Source organism: Vallitalea okinawensis (assembly GCF_002964605.1).
Classification (GTDB): domain Bacteria; phylum Bacillota; class Clostridia; order Lachnospirales; family PQDH01; genus Vallitalea_A; species Vallitalea_A okinawensis.
Genome location: NZ_PQDH01000016.1, coordinates 26,610 through 42,624 on the forward strand (window position 1 = coordinate 26,610; position 16,015 = coordinate 42,624).

16 protein-coding genes are annotated in these 16,015 nt (G+C 33.6%); 14 read left to right on the forward strand and 2 right to left on the reverse strand.

The window, feature by feature from the left end:
* Nucleotides 1–191: 191 nt before the first annotated feature.
* The gene (locus C1Y58_RS24020) at nt 192–866 is read right to left on the reverse strand and encodes a SanA/YdcF family protein (protein ID WP_330404500.1); all 675 of its coding nucleotides are present in this window, start codon (nt 864–866) and stop codon (nt 192–194) included.
* Between the two features lie 251 nt (nt 867–1,117).
* On the opposite strand from C1Y58_RS24020, the gene C1Y58_RS24025 reads away from it, so the two are divergent.
* The 3 genes from C1Y58_RS24025 (at nt 1,118) to spoIVA (ending at nt 4,098) form a co-directional block, all read left to right on the forward strand.
* Complete coding sequence (locus C1Y58_RS24025; RefSeq protein ID WP_157950268.1) at nt 1,118–1,555, forward strand: C-GCAxxG-C-C family protein; 438 nt, start codon at nt 1,118–1,120, stop codon at nt 1,553–1,555.
* 147 nt (nt 1,556–1,702) lie between these two features.
* Nucleotides 1,703–2,455: a (S)-benzoin forming benzil reductase gene (locus tag C1Y58_RS24030; protein ID WP_105619606.1), complete on the forward strand. Its 753-nt coding sequence runs from the start codon at nt 1,703–1,705 to the stop codon at nt 2,453–2,455.
* 161 nt (nt 2,456–2,616) lie between these two features.
* Entirely contained in the window at nt 2,617–4,098 is a 1,482-nt protein-coding gene (spoIVA, locus tag C1Y58_RS24035; protein ID WP_105619608.1) for a stage IV sporulation protein A, read from the forward strand.
* A 175-nt stretch (nt 4,099–4,273) separates the two neighbouring features.
* Here the strand turns inward: spoIVA and C1Y58_RS27115 are convergent, their stop codons facing one another.
* Nucleotides 4,274–6,064, reverse strand: coding sequence for a carbohydrate-binding protein (locus C1Y58_RS27115; RefSeq protein ID WP_105619610.1), 1,791 nt, complete (start codon nt 6,062–6,064; stop codon nt 4,274–4,276).
* Between the two features lie 336 nt (nt 6,065–6,400).
* Here C1Y58_RS27115 and C1Y58_RS24045 point away from each other — a divergent pair, with 336 nt between their 5' ends.
* The 11 genes from C1Y58_RS24045 (at nt 6,401) to C1Y58_RS24095 (ending at nt 16,010) form a co-directional block, all read left to right on the forward strand.
* The gene (locus C1Y58_RS24045) at nt 6,401–7,879 is read left to right on the forward strand and encodes a biotin/lipoyl attachment domain-containing protein (protein WP_105619612.1); all 1,479 of its coding nucleotides are present in this window, start codon (nt 6,401–6,403) and stop codon (nt 7,877–7,879) included.
* 5 nt (nt 7,880–7,884) lie between these two features.
* A complete protein-coding gene (locus C1Y58_RS24050) occupies nt 7,885–8,589 on the forward strand; it encodes a YggS family pyridoxal phosphate-dependent enzyme (protein WP_105619614.1) in 705 nt (234 codons plus the stop codon).
* Between the two features lie 24 nt (nt 8,590–8,613).
* Nucleotides 8,614–9,114 carry a cell division protein SepF gene (locus tag C1Y58_RS24055; protein ID WP_105619616.1) on the forward strand — a complete coding sequence of 167 codons (501 nt, stop codon included), beginning with the start codon at nt 8,614–8,616 and terminating at the stop codon, nt 9,112–9,114.
* 21 nt (nt 9,115–9,135) lie between these two features.
* Nucleotides 9,136–9,423 (forward strand): YggT family protein, encoded by a 288-nt coding sequence (locus C1Y58_RS24060; RefSeq protein ID WP_105619618.1) that lies wholly within the window; start codon nt 9,136–9,138, stop codon nt 9,421–9,423.
* A 5-nt stretch (nt 9,424–9,428) separates the two neighbouring features.
* On the forward strand, nt 9,429–10,226 hold the full coding sequence (locus tag C1Y58_RS24065) for a YlmH family RNA-binding protein (protein ID WP_105619620.1): 798 nt from the start codon (nt 9,429–9,431) through the stop codon (nt 10,224–10,226).
* Nucleotides 10,227–10,236: 10 nt separating this feature from the next.
* Nucleotides 10,237–10,782, forward strand: a complete 546-nt coding sequence (locus tag C1Y58_RS24070) for a DivIVA domain-containing protein (RefSeq protein WP_105619622.1) — start codon at nt 10,237–10,239, stop codon at nt 10,780–10,782.
* Nucleotides 10,779–11,873, forward strand: a complete 1,095-nt coding sequence (gene aroB / locus C1Y58_RS24075) for a 3-dehydroquinate synthase (protein WP_105619624.1) — start codon at nt 10,779–10,781, stop codon at nt 11,871–11,873. Before C1Y58_RS24070 ends, aroB begins: the two co-directional genes overlap by 4 nt.
* Nucleotides 11,874–11,935: 62 nt before the next feature.
* A complete protein-coding gene (locus C1Y58_RS24080; protein WP_105619626.1) occupies nt 11,936–12,448 on the forward strand; it encodes a signal peptidase II in 513 nt (170 codons plus the stop codon).
* A 17-nt stretch (nt 12,449–12,465) separates the two neighbouring features.
* The gene (locus tag C1Y58_RS24085) at nt 12,466–13,395 is read left to right on the forward strand and encodes an RluA family pseudouridine synthase (RefSeq protein WP_105619628.1); all 930 of its coding nucleotides are present in this window, start codon (nt 12,466–12,468) and stop codon (nt 13,393–13,395) included.
* Between the two features lie 294 nt (nt 13,396–13,689).
* Nucleotides 13,690–14,493 (forward strand): adenosylmethionine decarboxylase, encoded by an 804-nt coding sequence (gene speD / locus C1Y58_RS24090; RefSeq protein ID WP_105619630.1) that lies wholly within the window; start codon nt 13,690–13,692, stop codon nt 14,491–14,493.
* Nucleotides 14,494–14,564: 71 nt separating this feature from the next.
* A complete protein-coding gene (locus C1Y58_RS24095) occupies nt 14,565–16,010 on the forward strand; it encodes an aminotransferase class I/II-fold pyridoxal phosphate-dependent enzyme (protein WP_105619632.1) in 1,446 nt (481 codons plus the stop codon).
* Nucleotides 16,011–16,015 lie beyond the last annotated feature (5 nt).

Here is a 16,015-nt window from a genome sequence, read left to right on the forward strand (position 1 = left end):
AATTATGAAAGGCAAATGGCTAGTTTTTATACATTTGAAGTAGGGATAGAAAAAGAAAGGGATAAAGATCCTGTCATTTTGACATAAAAAAAAGAAGTGAAGTATAAAAAAATCTCCTGTCTGTTAGAAATTACAGATAGGAGATTCATCTTTAAATTATATAAATTGGTTGATATTATCTTTGTAGTCAATTAATCATGTGTTGCTTTGCCGTCTCCAGAGATAGGGATGACATCACCTAAATAAGTTGGTTCTGGTTTAAGGATATTAACATAGGCAAAGTCTTTCAAACGTGCAAGTGATTCTCTAAATTTATAATAAGCCATCTTAGGATAGATGTATCGATCTGAAGGAATGCCATATGCTTCTATACCCATCTGTCGTGCTATATATACAGCTCGTTTGAGATGATAGTCCTGAGTAATAATGATTATACTATCCACATCAAAAATTTCCTTAGCACGATACATACTTTCATAAGTACTGAAACCAGCATGGTCCATAAATATTTGCTCAGTCGGGACGCCTTCTTCTTCAGCGTAACTTTTCATAGAATTAACTTCATCATAGTTCTTTTGTCCATGATCACCACTTAAGAGTAATTTATCTGACATACCATTGTCATAGGCATCTAGACCGATAATCATCCGATCTTCAAGCATAGTGGATAATCGACCATCAGTATATACAAATGCACCAAGAACCATTATTGCGTCTACATTCATGTCATCTTCGATATCAATGATATACTTGTTAGCTTCATTGATCATAATTAAATTAATAGTTAGGTATGTACCAATACCTAGAACAAAGAGGACGAATAGACTAAGAATAATCTTTTTCAATCTTTTTTTTATTTCGTTCACCACCTTCCAACCTTTTTCTATATAAAATTATATATGATTACATCGAAAACGTCTAGATGATCTATAGAAAATGGAATTATATTTACTTTACATTTAAATGACATGTAGATAAAAGAGTGCCTATATTATTTAATTGAACTTATATCAATTAAATGATAAAATAAAGTAGATTATAAGGAAGCAATCTACAGGTTTTTCTGGAATATCAAACCTGATGAGAAGGTTCAGAAGAAAGAGAGTGGAGTGCGATGATGAACAATCAAAATGATTCAAAAGAAATATTTACTAGTGGCTATAATTGTTGTCAAACTGTCCTAGTTAAATACTGTGAAGAGCATGGTTTAGATGCTCACTCAGCTCTAAAAATAGCCTCTTGCTTTGGAGGAGGAATGGCAAAAGGACATATTTGTGGTGTTGTGACAGGAGCATTAATGGTCCTAGGTCTTAATCATGGTTATGTAAGTAATGAAGCACAAGAGCAAAAACAGATTGCCAAAACCTATGCTAAGGATTTACAAGATGCATTTATCAAAGAATTTGGTACACTTCACTGCAAAGAACTATTAGGCTGTGATACATCGACACCTGAAGGTAAAGATGAAGCTCTTAAACTTGGTTTGTTTGAAACAAAGTGTCCACGATACATAGAATTTACGATAGAATATTTAGAAGAAGTTTTAGACAGTTAATCTATTATATAAGTTGAATTAAATAATTACTATAAATCCAGTAATTATTTAGAACTATTCATCTTATAAATTAAGTTATATATATTGAACTAAGGAAAAAATATCTGCAATGTATAGGTCAGTATATATAGTCATTGGAGGTTTAATATGCATTATTACATCATTACAGGTACATCAAAAGGTCTAGGTGAAGCAATAGCTAGAAGTTTATTAGAAGACGATCATTATCTTTTCTGTATTTCTAGACAAAAGAATAATCAGCTTATTGGTGCAGCTTATTCGAAAGATGTTGAGTTAAACTATTATATTCAAGATCTTCAAGATCACAATGGTCTACAATATACTTTTAAAGAAATTGTTAATAAAATTGATATGAATCAAGCTAAGTCTATAACACTCATCAACAATGCAGCTATGATTCATCCAATTAAGAGGGTTGAATCCTGTACATATACTGAGATTGATCAACATTTAGCTGTCAATCTAGGTGCTCCTATGATGCTTTCATCCATGTTTATCGATTTTACAAAAAAAGCAGATGTGCGTAAACGGATCATCAACATAACTTCTGGAGCTGCTAATAAACCATTCTACGGGTGGAGTAATTATTGTAGTGGGAAAGCTGCTTTAGATATGTTTACAAAGTGTGTTGCTGAGGAACAGAAAAACACAGTCAATCCAGTTCATATTTTAGGTTTTTCACCAGGAATTATGGATACCACCATGCAGCAGCAAATAAGAAACGTTGAAGAAGAGAATTTCATAAGAGTAGAAGAATTTAAGAATTTCAAAGAACAAGAGCTTTTACGTACTCCTGAGTTTGTCGCTAAGCAGTTAATATTATTGATGCAACAAGATATAACTTCAGGAAGTGTGGTAGATATTAAAGAATTAGTTTAAAAGGTACTTTCTAGCAGCTATATGATTTTATAGCTGCTATTTCTTTCTTAAAGGTAGGAAGTTTACATTATCATGATATTTTGTACTATCTTATGAATAATTTATTGATTTTCAAAATATATTATAGTGTATCCAACTATACATAAGGGGGAAGAGTAGAAATGGCAGATGGATTTAACCTCTATCAAGATATTGCATCAAGGACCAATGGGGATATATACATAGGTGTAGTCGGACCGGTACGGACAGGTAAAAGTACCTTCATTAAGAATTTCATGGATATGCTCATTATTCCTAATATCTCTGATGACCATCAAAAGATGCGTACCATTGATGAACTGCCACAAAGCAGTGCAGGAAAAACAATTATGACTACTGAACCAAAATTTATTCCTAATGAAGCTGTAACAGTACAGCTTGATAATAATGTTTCCTTTAGATCTATTATGATAGACTGTGTTGGCTATATGGTACCAACTGCTATGGGGCATTTAGAAGAAGAGTCTGAGAGAATGGTTAAAACGCCTTGGTTTGATCATGAAATACCATTTACAGATGCAGCAGAATTAGGAACAAGAAAAGTTATCCAAGACCACTCAACAGTCGGCGTTGTTGTCACGACAGATGGAAGTATAACAGATATCGAAAGAGATAACTATTTAGAATCTGAAGAACGTGTGATCAATGAGTTAAAGAGCCTTAATAAGCCTTTTGTTGTTGTATTAAACAGTAGTCGACCCTATGATGAAGACACCATTGCATTGAATAGGGAGTTAAGAGAAAAGTATGAAGTACCAGTGTTAACATTAAACTGTAAACAAATGAGAATGGATGATGTTAACAATATTACAGAAAACTTATTACAAGAGTTCCCACTTCGTGAGATCAATATTTCATTACCTAAATGGACAGAATCACTGACAATCGATCACTGGTTGAAGAGTGATTTATTGAGTATTATCAGAGATGGGATTGGAGATCTTGTTAAGTTACGTGATGTTGATAATTATGTCAATACCTTTAATGATAGCGATCATGTAAAAAAAGTTCATATTGATAAGATTGATATGTCTAATGGTGTATCAGATGTAGAAGTTGCTTTACAAGATCACTTATTCTACGATGTTCTGAGTGAAACAACTGGTATCGAAATTAATTCTGAACACAAGTTGATATCACTTATTAAGAAATTAGCATCAGCCAAGACTGAGTATGATAAAGTTGCCTTTGCTTTGAATGAAGTTATGCAAAAAGGTTATGGTGTTGTTAATCCATTAATGGATGAATTAAAGTTAGATACCCCAGAAGTTATTAAACAAGGTGGTCGTTACGGTATTAAATTTACTGCAAGTGCACCTAGTATTCATTTGATCAGAGCTGATATTCAGGCAGAGGTTGCGCCTATTGTCGGAACTGAAGAGCAAAGTCAAGAGTTTATGGAAAGAATACTTGCTGAGATTGATAGTGATCCATCAAGTGTATGGCAGACTGAAATATTTGGTAGAAGTCTTGAGAGTTTAGTTAATGAAGGACTGCAAAACAAACTTTATAAGATGCCTGATGAAGCACAAGCTAAACTTCAAGAAACACTTCAGAGATTAATCAACGAAAACAGTAATGGTTTGATTTGCATTTTGTTATAGGAGCAAAATTAGCTCTGTTACGTTTGCACAGCAACATGTTTGGTAGGAAAGTTTCCTTGAAATCCATTAACGGTTTTCGGTTAATGGATTGAGTTATACGACCTTCCTATAATGTAAAAAAAGCGTATGCTATTGGAATTAACCAATGTAGCAACGCTTTTTTATTTATAATCGATTATCCTATCCGTTCCCAAGGTGATTCCCAAGGATATTTAACGACTGCAGAAGGATCATCACCTTGAGTCCACCATTTAGCTTCAAATATTTTACCCTCATATTCTACCCTATCTCCAGCTACATAGATTTGCTTAGCTGACCATTCTGGATAGGTTTGAGGAAGTATTTCTACTTCATCCGTTTCTGTATCAATCAGTTCTTCTAAAAAGGGGAGTTCCTCATCCATGATGGACGGAATTTCAATATCAGTTATTACTGGACTCCATGGGGTATCCCATTCGTTCTTAACTGGTTGACCTGGATTATCACCTTGGGTCCACCATTTAGCCTCGTAGATGTTATCATTATAAATGACTCGATCTCCAGCCACATAGATTTGGGTTGGTGACCATTCTGCATAAGTCACATCTGTTAAGTCAACAATATCAGGTATTTCATTCATCTCCTCAGGTGGACCAATAAGATCTGGATCAAAGTTTCTAAGATCATTGTACTCGTTAAAGATTTTGCTAAATTCATATGGCTTTTGTAAGACTGAACTGCATGTTATAGAGACATAATTTGTTTCCCCTCCTGGACATTCTTTATCACGGTTTAATGACCACATGGAGAGCATTCCCAGATTTTTATTATTAGCATAGTCAAGGGTTTCTCTAGCATCTTCCTGGTAAAAGACTTCTGTGGTTATATCATTCATACCAATCATTGGTGTCATCCCTATCATGCTATAAAGCTCCTCATCGGATAAAGTCATACCATAATCTGCATAGATAAATTTTAATTGATTAAGGAGACTTTCTGCTGCTGCAATACCATAGTCACCCATGTTGTTTTCTGGATTAGGTGCAACAGCTTCGCCATAGTCCATGGTCATAATATTGACACCATTGATTGTTACATCTTCATCTAGTGCGTATCGAAGGACGTCTATTCCTAAAGGTGTTAAACCAGAAGGAAGGACAGGTAAAGTGAACCATATTTCAAGTGGATAACCCTCGTCGATTAATTCATCTTGTAATAATTTTAATGCTTCACTGTTCCGTTTCAATGAAGGTGTATCACTGAGCCATTGACCTTCGATATCAAAGTCTACTCTAGTTAATCCATAGGCTTTAATAAATGCTTTATATTGCTCTTTTAATATGTTGGCATTTGGTGCAGTGACATGAATAGGTACATTGGAAAGACCACCAAATGATACACTAACATCACCACCCATTTCTCTAATCAGTTTAATTTGCTCATTTAATGGTCCATCCCCTGCAGCATAGTAAGTCCCCCAAGTTGGTAGATAAGACGAATCATTCTCAGCAACAATAAAGCCAAGATTAAAATAAGGTATCATCAACTCATTGGCCAGATTGGCAAATGTCAGTGGTGGCCAACCTGTTGCATCTACGTAAGGAGCGAAGACAGCTTTTGGCCATTGGATACCTTGCCCAACATCTACACCAGAATAATCCGGATAAAGTATATTCTCTTTAGGAACTGGTTCTGGTACATCAGCTAAGTCAACAATTGGTGTAGGTTCTTCTGGTTCAGGTTCTGTTGGAGCGGTTGACTGACCGACAGCTTTCCAGGGAGTATCCCATTCATGCTGAACAGGTTTCCCAGGGATGTCTCCTTGAGTCCACCATTTAGCTTCATAGGTTTTACCATTATAAATTACTCGATCGCCACCCCAGTATGCAATGGATGAATTCCATGTTGGAATGTTTTGTCTCATATGTCTCATTAAATTCTTCTTCCCCGTTTTTTTATTCTTCTCATAATAAAAAGGACGAAACATTCTATACCTCCTAATAACTACTTTTTCAGAGTTTTACATAGATCATATGAATGAATTCTTAACACACAATATGTTGATTTAAAGAAATATTGATGCAACGACGGTGCCAAATAAGATCACCAATAGATAATTATGTAAAATCTCTTTATTACTAATATATTGAGGAGGTTTTAATAATGATTCCAATAAAGTTGTCCTTTTTTTCTTGATTTCTTTTAGTCTTTCATTGTATTATTAGTACAAAGGTAATTAGTGCCACTTATTTAAGTTTAAAAACATTTTGGTTTATTAAATATTGAAATAATATAGAAAATGGCTTTTTTTGGAGGAGTTACGTTGGCAGACCAAAGACGAAGGAATTTCTCAGTTTACAATACAGAAGAAATGCAGAAAAGGAAAAAGAAAGTTGTTAAAAAGAAGCTTAAAAAAGATCGTTTCATTGCTATAATGACGATTCTTTTTATAGTTGTTTATTTGAGTTATGCTTTAATTAATTTTTTAACGCTAGAAGAACTAACCTATGTCACTGCAGTGAGTGGAAACATTAATGAGATAACATCAGTACCTGGCGTCATTACTCGGAATGAAAATGTAGTGAGTACGAATCTATCTGGCTACATTGAATATTTATATATTGAAGGAGAAAAAATACCTACCAATAGCGTTGTTGCTCGCATTAGTGATCAATACTATGGAACCATCATTGATACAAAGATTGAAGATGTCAACAACGAAATCTTAACCAGCTCAGGTGCGTTAGATACAATTAAATATAATGATGAATTGATAGCGATTAATAAAGATATAGAAGTGCTGTTAAAAAATTATGTCACCCTTAACGAAAGTAAGATGTTTGATGAAGTTTATGACTTATCAAAAGAATTAGATGGTTTACTTTATGAACGCTATGAGACATATATCGTTGAAAATAATAAAGCACTTAATGAAATGATAGCTTCAAAAGAGGGCTATGAAAAACAGTTACAAAGCACTCATCAACTGATTGTCAATGACCAAAGTGGTATCATCAGCTATAGTTATGATGGATACGAAGCGCTACAATATCAGAATATGACAAGAGATTTTCTAGAGGAGTATGAGAATACTAATAGTGATATTCGTCTTGAACCCCACGAAATCTCTAAGGATACATTGGTTTATAAATTTATATCTTCTCAAGACTGGTACTTAACTATTTTTATGGAAGAACCATGGGACTACGAAATAGGTGATAGAATTGAAGTAAGCATCAATGAGGACATCCCTATACGGGGGCAGCTTATTGAATATGGCTCAGATAAAAAAGGCTATAAAGCGACACTTGCCTTTAATGATCGTATACATGATTATTTGAATCACCGTATCGTTGACGTTACTATTGATGAAGTTAGTATAGAAGGTATAAAAATACCGAATTCCTGTTTCAAAGATAATGAACTCCTTGGAATACCCTATAGCTACATACTTAAAAGCAATGGTATTAAAGGTGTTATACGTAGAGGTGTAGAGGAAGATGAATTTATTCAAATTGATATCGTTTATACCGATCAAGATTACGCATATATCGAAAGAAGTAAATCACTTATACAATATAACGATTTGTTAATTCCGGACCAAAAGGAAGCCAGTGAAGCTTCGGATTATCGTGTCAATTATTCGATTACGATTCCTGGTGTTTATGTCGTTAATAAAGGTTATGAAGAATTTAGAGTTGTAGAAGTTATTTATCAGAATGATGAATATGCTATCATAGCAAACAATACATCTTATGGTGTACGCACATATGACAGAATTCTACTGAATAATGAGGAGTGAGTTAAATGGAATATATCAAAGAAAACTTAGACGCTATTGTAAATAAAATTGAAAATGCAGCAAAGAAATCAGGGCGATGTGCAGAAGATATAACTTTGTTAGCAGTAACTAAAACCTTAAATACAGATAAAATTCAGCCAGCTTTAGATTGGGGTATTGATGAAGTAGGTGAGAATAAGGTACAAGAAATTAGGGATAAATATGATTATTTCAATGGTCAAGCAGCAATTCATATGATTGGTCATTTACAACGTAATAAAGTGAAATATATCGTTGATAAAGTAAAATTGATACATTCTGTAGATAGCGTTCGATTAGCTGAAAAAATCGATGAAGAAGCAAAGAAAAAAGATGTAATTGTTCCTGTACTTGTTCAACTCAATCCTGCATTAGAGAAATCTAAGTTTGGTTTAACTGTTACTGAGTTAGAATCTTTTTTGTTAGAAATTAAAAATTTGAAAAATATTAGGGTAATGGGATTAATGACCATTGCACCTTTTGTTGTCGATCCTGAAGAAAATAGACAATATTTTTCAATGATGCGCCAATTATTTGTTGACATCAAACATAAAAACATTGATAATATATATATGGAAATACTGTCCATGGGAATGACAAACGATTATGAGGTGGCAATTGAAGAAGGGTCAACTTTAGTTCGGATTGGGACAGGTATTTTCGGAGCAAGAGATTATAGTAAAAAAAGATAATGATTAACTTGGAAGGAGGATTACATGAGTAAATTTGTGGACAAGATGTTTAATGCATTTGGTTTAGTAGAATATGAAGAAGAAGAGTATGAAGAAATAGAAGAGATAGAGGATGATACCGATGATGTAGGCTATAGCAATGTTTCAGCCTTTAGCTCATCTGCTGTCAAGAAGGCTAAAGGAAATAAGGATGGTAAGAGTTCAAAAATCGTCAATATACATACCAATATCCAAATGGAAGTTGTCGTGACAAATCCTGCTACCTTCGAAGAAGCGAAAGAAATTTGTCGCCATATTGTCGAAAAGAAGCCTGTTGTGATTAATCTAGAAAATGTTGATCATGCAATTGCACAACGTATCACTGATTTTGTATGTGGTGCATGTTATGCTTTAACAGGCAATATTCAAAGAGTGACAAATAATATTTATATTATAGCGCCCGATAATGTTGATTTTGCTGGTGATATTGATATTAAAGAGGAATTAGAAACAAATGGTATTATTTTACCATGGAAGAAAGTATAATACCTTTAGGAGGTATCAGCTATGGAATTAACATCAAGTATTGTTGCTACTGTAGGTATATTTATAAGGATATTAGAATTCTTAATAATAGCTAATGCGTTCTTATCTTGGTTACCATTAGGATATGACAATCCAATTGTCAATATAGTTCGTCGTTTGACAGACCCTATTTTAGGACCAGTTCGCAAACTAATGGAGCGTTCCATATTCGGTAAAGGGAATATGATGGTAGATTTTTCACCAATCGTTGCATTCATGTTATTAGAGGCTATTAACTTTATTGTTATCAATGTCTTAGTTCGTTGGTGAAAATGATGATTAATAAGCGTGAACTATTACAAAAATGTGAACATCTTAGTGACGATGATAGGGCATTGATCGCGAAAGCTTTGGATCAATGCTTATTAGCATATAAGAGAAATATTCCTGCTTATACTGATTTTTTAGATCGTCAAAAAATAGCCTTGATACAGTCACTTACTAAAGATGTAGATATGGGTATAAAGGTGATTGGTGGCTATGATGATGCAGAGAGATGTTATTTGTGTTTTTATAAGGAATTATATAGCGATATAGATGATAAACATAATATAATAAAAATTACCCCAAAACTTAATAAGTTTACAAAGAGTAAAATAAATCATCGTGATTTTCTAGGTGCTATACTAGGACTTGGTTTGAGAAGAGATAAGATTGGTGACTTAATCATTGATGAAGAAAATAACGCTTATGTCTTCGCTAAAGAAGACATAAGTGAATTCATAGAAATAAGTCTTCATGCAGTAGGGAGAATTTCTGTATCGACAGAAGTTCTTTTTAATCATGATATAAAATTACCACAACCCAAATTCAAAGAAATAAATGTGACGGTATCTTCTTTACGCTTAGATGCATTAATCAGTAGAGGGTTTTCAATGTCTCGATCAGATGCCACTGGTTATATAAAAGGTGGTAAAGCATTTGTTAACTGGGTTAATGTTACAAGTAGTAGTAAAAGTATTCAAGCTGGTGACCGAATAAGTGTTAGAGGCTTTGGAAAGATGAAGATACATCATATAGGTCGAATGACAAAAAAAGAACGGATTCATGTGACCATACACCGTTATTGTTAGGAGGATTTACATGCTAACACCTTTAGATATAGAAAATCAGAAGTTTAAAAAAACGGCAATAGGTTATGACAGCAAAGAAGTAGATAAGTTTTTAGGTAAGGTGCTTATGAGTTATGAGCGAGTTTATAAAGAAAATATAGAATTAAAAGATAAAATAACTGTTTTGAATGACGGTATACAGTATTATAAAACAATGGAAAAAACCCTTCAGGATACCTTGGTTTCAGCTGAAAAATCTGCAAGTGATGTAAAATCTGCTGCCTATAAAAAAGCTGATGCCATTGAGAGAGAAGCTGAAATTCGTGCTAAACAGCAACTTGATGATGCTCGTAATAGCTTATTCGAGATGAACCAGCAAATTACGGCATTGCAAAAGCAGTATGATGCTGTTAAAATCGAGATCAGCCGAATTTTCAAAGCTCAATTGGAAATACTCGATAGAGAAACTGATCATATAAATAAATTATCTTCTTTTGAGGAAGCGGAAGTAGCTGCTACAAAACAAAAGCCAGAAGAACTTCCTTTGTATAGTTTAGATGATGGAGAAAGATTATGAGTATAAAACATGTATTACCAGTAAATACTGGACATAATCCTTATAAAATCTATATTGAAAAATCTTTTGATATGATACCTGAATTGCTTAAAGAACATGGTTATGGTCATTCAAGAAAAATAGGGATCATTACAGACTCCAACGTTAAAGAACATCAATTAAAGAACTTATTAGAAGTATTAAAAGGCTTTAATTGTTTTGTCTTTTCATTCCAAGCTGGTGAAAAAAGTAAGAACTTTAATACAATTCAACAATTATACACACAGTTAGTGGAAAATGAATTTGATCGACATTGTTGTTTATTAGCTCTAGGTGGTGGTGTTGTTGGCGATCTAACAGGGTTTGTAGCCGCAACCTATATGAGAGGAATGGGTTATATTCAAATTCCAACATCCTTGCTGGCACAAGTTGATAGTGCTGTAGGTGGAAAGACTGGTTATGATTTTATGGGTTACAAAAACATGATTGGTGCTTTTTATCAACCTCATTTTGTGTATACTAATTTAAGTACACTCAGGACACTACCCGTTAAAGAGTTTAATGCTGGGATGGCTGAAGTTATTAAGCATGGAATCATTCAAGATGAGAGTTATTATAAGTTTCTCGTGGAGAAAAAAGAGGCCATTAAAGATTTAAACAATGAAGCATTAACAAAAATGGTTAAAGAGTCTTGTGCTATAAAAGCTAATGTTGTTTCAATTGATGAGAAAGAAATGGGATTACGTGAAATCCTTAATTTTGGCCATACACTAGGGCATGCTATTGAATCCGTCTATCATTTTGACTATTTACATGGCGAATGTGTTGCTTTAGGGATGATAGGTGCGCTGTATATGTCCTATGAACTAGGGTATATTATAGAAGAAACATTATTAGAAGCCAAATCACTGATTAGTTACTTTAATTTGCCTTCTACACTTTCTGATTTAGATATGGATAAAGTTTATAAAGCATTATTTCATGATAAAAAGGTGAAAGAAGGTAAAGTCAAATTTATTTTGAGTAAAGGAATTGGTAGTGTTTATACTACATCTGATATTCAAAATAAACTTATTATGGATGCATTAAAATACTTAAAAGGCGTGGCTTAGCACGTCTTTACTTATGTCAGGTAGTTTTATAACTCGTGTAGAAACACTGGGAGGAGTATAACATGAGAGCTTTAATCTTTTTAATATCAACAGGGATTCTCATTGGAATAGATCAATTTACTAAGTTACTGGCAATTAATCATTTAAAAGATCAACCAGCCATACCCATTATTCCTGATGTATTTGAATTAACTTATGTAGAAAACAGAGGTGCAGCTTTTGGTATGATGCAGGGTAGGCAAGCTTTCTTTGTCATTATTACAGTTGTTATTATTGCTGTTATCTTATATTACTATTTCAAAGTACTTGCAGATCAAAAATATAAACCGCTTAAATTTTGCTTCATTCTTATAACAGCAGGCGCTATTGGGAACTTTATTGATAGAGTTTATAGAGGTGTTTCAAATGGTAATTTATTAGAACGACTAAATGAAGGTTTTGTAGTTGATTTTTTCTATTTCAAACTTATCGATTTTCCGGTATTCAATGTTGCTGACTGTTATGTTGTTGTAGGAACGATTCTGTTTGCACTTCTTATCTTTACAAAGTATCGAGAAGACTTACTTGAAGATTAGTACAGAAGGGGAATACCATGTTTAATTATGAATTCAATATTAATGATGAAGCTATAGGCAAGAGAATTGATCAATTCTTAAGTTTACAGCTAAACGACTTATCCAGGTCATATATACAGAAATTGATTAAGAAAGACAAGGTATTAGTTAATGATAAGAGTACGAAGGCAAATTATAAATGTCGTTTGGATGATTGTATTTATGTAGAGATTCCGGAACCAGAAGTGCTGAATATTGAACCAGAAAATATTCCATTAGAGATGATCTATGAGGATCAGGATATTGCAGTTGTGAATAAGCCACAAGGGATGGTGGTACATCCAGCACCAGGTCATTTCAGCGGTACTCTAGTAAATGCACTACTTTATCATTTTAGTGATAGTCTTTCAGGTATAAACGGAGTGAAACGACCGGGTATTGTTCATCGAATTGATAAAGATACTTCCGGGCTTTTAATGGTATGTAAGAACGACAGTGCTCATCAGGACATAGCTCAGCAGTTAAAAGAACACTCTGTAACTAGAAAGTACTATGCTATTGTATATCATAATCTTAAAGAGGATCATGGTACAATAGAAGGTCCTATTGGAAGACATCCAATACATCGTAAAAAGATGGCAATCAATTTTAAAAATGGTAAAGATGCAATAACCCATTATAGAGTATTGAGTCGTTATGGAAACTTTACTTTGGTGGAATTGAAATTAGAAACAGGACGTACGCACCAGATTCGTGTACACATGGCATCTATTAACCATCCGTTGCTTGGAGATGAAGTCTATGGTCCAGCATCAAAGTGGAATAAGAAATTTAATTTAAAAGGTCAGCTCCTACATGCTAAAATTGTAGGTTTTGTTCATCCTACAACAAAAGAATATATGGAGTTTGATTCTAAATTACCTGACCATTTTAATAAAGTATTGAATAAACTAGAAGAATCTCTTTAAACACAAAGAGATTTTTTTCTTTACAGATTATTATAGTTTAAGATGGAAAAGATAATAATTAAGTGCAATTATAGAATATTATTCAAATAAACAATATTGAATAATTATAAAGAGGCGATAATAGAAGCAAACATGTGAAAATCAGATATAATTAGAGCTAATCAATGAATTTCATTGATACAGGTCAAAATCATTTATTGACATATGGAGCCATTTGCTTTATAAATTTATTAGCAATAGTAAATTAGAAGTTTAGTAATACTAAACATTTCATCATGGAAGGGGGATATTTAATTGCAAAATCAAAAATTGAGATTATATGGGTTTAATAATTTAACGAAATCATTAAGTTTTAATATATATGACATATGCTATGCTAAGACTGTAGAAGACAGGAAAAGTTATATCGAATATATTGATGAGCAATATAATTCTGAACGATTAACCAATATTTTAAGAGACGTTACTAACACCATTGGCGCTAGTATTTTAAATATCTCAAAACAGGACTATGACCCACAAGGAGCAAGTGTAACAATTTTAATAAGTGAAGAAGAAGTACCCTTATTTGCTATAGATCAAAGCTGCAACAAAGGTATTATCACACCAATTCCTGATACTGTTGTAGCCCATTTAGACAAAAGTCATCTAACAGTGCATACTTATCCAGAGAGCCATCCTTACTCAGGATTAAGTACATTCAGAGTAGATATTGATGTATCTACTTGTGGGGAAATTTCTCCACTAAAAGCTCTAGAGGCTCTTATTAATAGTTTTGATTCTGATATTATTACAGTTGATTACAAAGTGAGGGGTTTTACAAGGGATACAGACGGAACAAAGCATTTTATTGATCATAAAATAACATCAATTCAAGATTATATACCAGAAGAAATTAAGCAGAACTATAATATGATTGATACAAATGTTTATCAAGAGAAAATATTTCACACAAAAATGCAGTTAAAGAATTTTAAATTGGATGATTATTTGTTTAATATTCAAGCTAGTGATCTAACAGATGAAGAGAAGAGCCATATATCGTCATTGATCCGACTTGAGATGGATGAAATATTTTATGGAAGAAATTTTGAGTAAAATATAGTCGAGATAATATTGAGACTTGAAGCTGAGCTTAATTTCAATAGATAAAGAATGAAGGTGTTGAATTGAATAGACAAGAGTCTACACCCCTTTTTACAGCGCTACAAGAGGTTCGTAACAGCCATCTGATTCCTTATGATGTACCAGGTCATAAACAAGGTCGTGGTAATCAAGAACTCGTAGAATATTTTGGAAAGGCATTGCTAGAATGTGATGTCAATTCAATGAAGCCCTTGGATTATATTAGTAACCCAACAGGGGTAATCAAAGAAGCAGAAGAGTTAATGGCAGAAGCATTCGGCGCAGACTATGCGTATTTTCTTGTAAATGGCACGTCCTTTGGTGTACAAGCGATGATTATGTCTACATGTTCACCAGGAGATAAAATCATTATACCTCGTAATGTACACAAATCTGCAATCAATGGACTTATTTTAAGTGGAGCAATACCCATATATGTACAACCATGTGTTGATGAAAAACTTGGTATTGCAAATGGTGTATCCTTCGAGAATGTTAAAGATTGCATTGATAAACATCCTAGTGCAAAAGCTGTTTTTATAATCAACCCTACCTACTATGGGATGGTTTCTGATTTAAAAAGAATAGTTGATTACGCCCATAAGAAAGGTATTGCTGTCATAGTAGATGAAGCCCATGGCTCACATCTGGGGTTTCATGATAAATTGCCTCTATCTGCTATGGAAGTTGGTGCAGATATGTCTGCTGTTAGTTTACATAAGACAGGTGGCTCGTTAACCCAAAGTTCAGCATTACTGCTAAAAGAAGGCTTAATCACACATGATCAAGTTAAAACTATGCTTAATCTGACACAGACTACCAGTGCATCTTATATCCTAATGGCTAGTTTAGATGTTGCACGAAAGAATTTAATACTCCAAGGTAAACAGCGTATGGTGGAGCTAATAGAACTCAGTCAATATGCTCGTAAAAAGATTAATGCAATTGGTGGCTACTATGCTTTAGATGAGAAGCTAATTGGCAAGAATGGTGTCCATGGGATGGATATGACAAAACTAGGTATAAAGGTATCTGGTATTGGTTTAACAGGACTTCATGTTTATGATTTGCTACGAGATGAGTATAATATACAAGTGGAATTTGGAGATACTCATAATATACTTGCAATTTTAAGCCTAGGTGACTACGAGGATCATATAGAAGAGTTGATTAAAGCCCTCAAGGATATTAAAAAACGGTATGCCAGTGACCATATCATTGGGACTAAGATTAATCTTATTAATCCGAAGGTGGTTGTATCGCCGCGAAATGCGTTTTATTCGCATACTGTGGCAGTTCCAATTGAGAATGCTGTCGGCAAAATTAGTGGAGAATCGGTGATGACATACCCGCCAGGGATTCCTATCGTATCGCCAGGTGAAAGAATAGAGTTAGAGATGGTAGAGTACTTACAGTTTTTAAAGAAAGAAAAGACTTTGATCACAGGGTTAGCAGACCCTAATATCGAATATATTAATATACTTGCCTAATAATA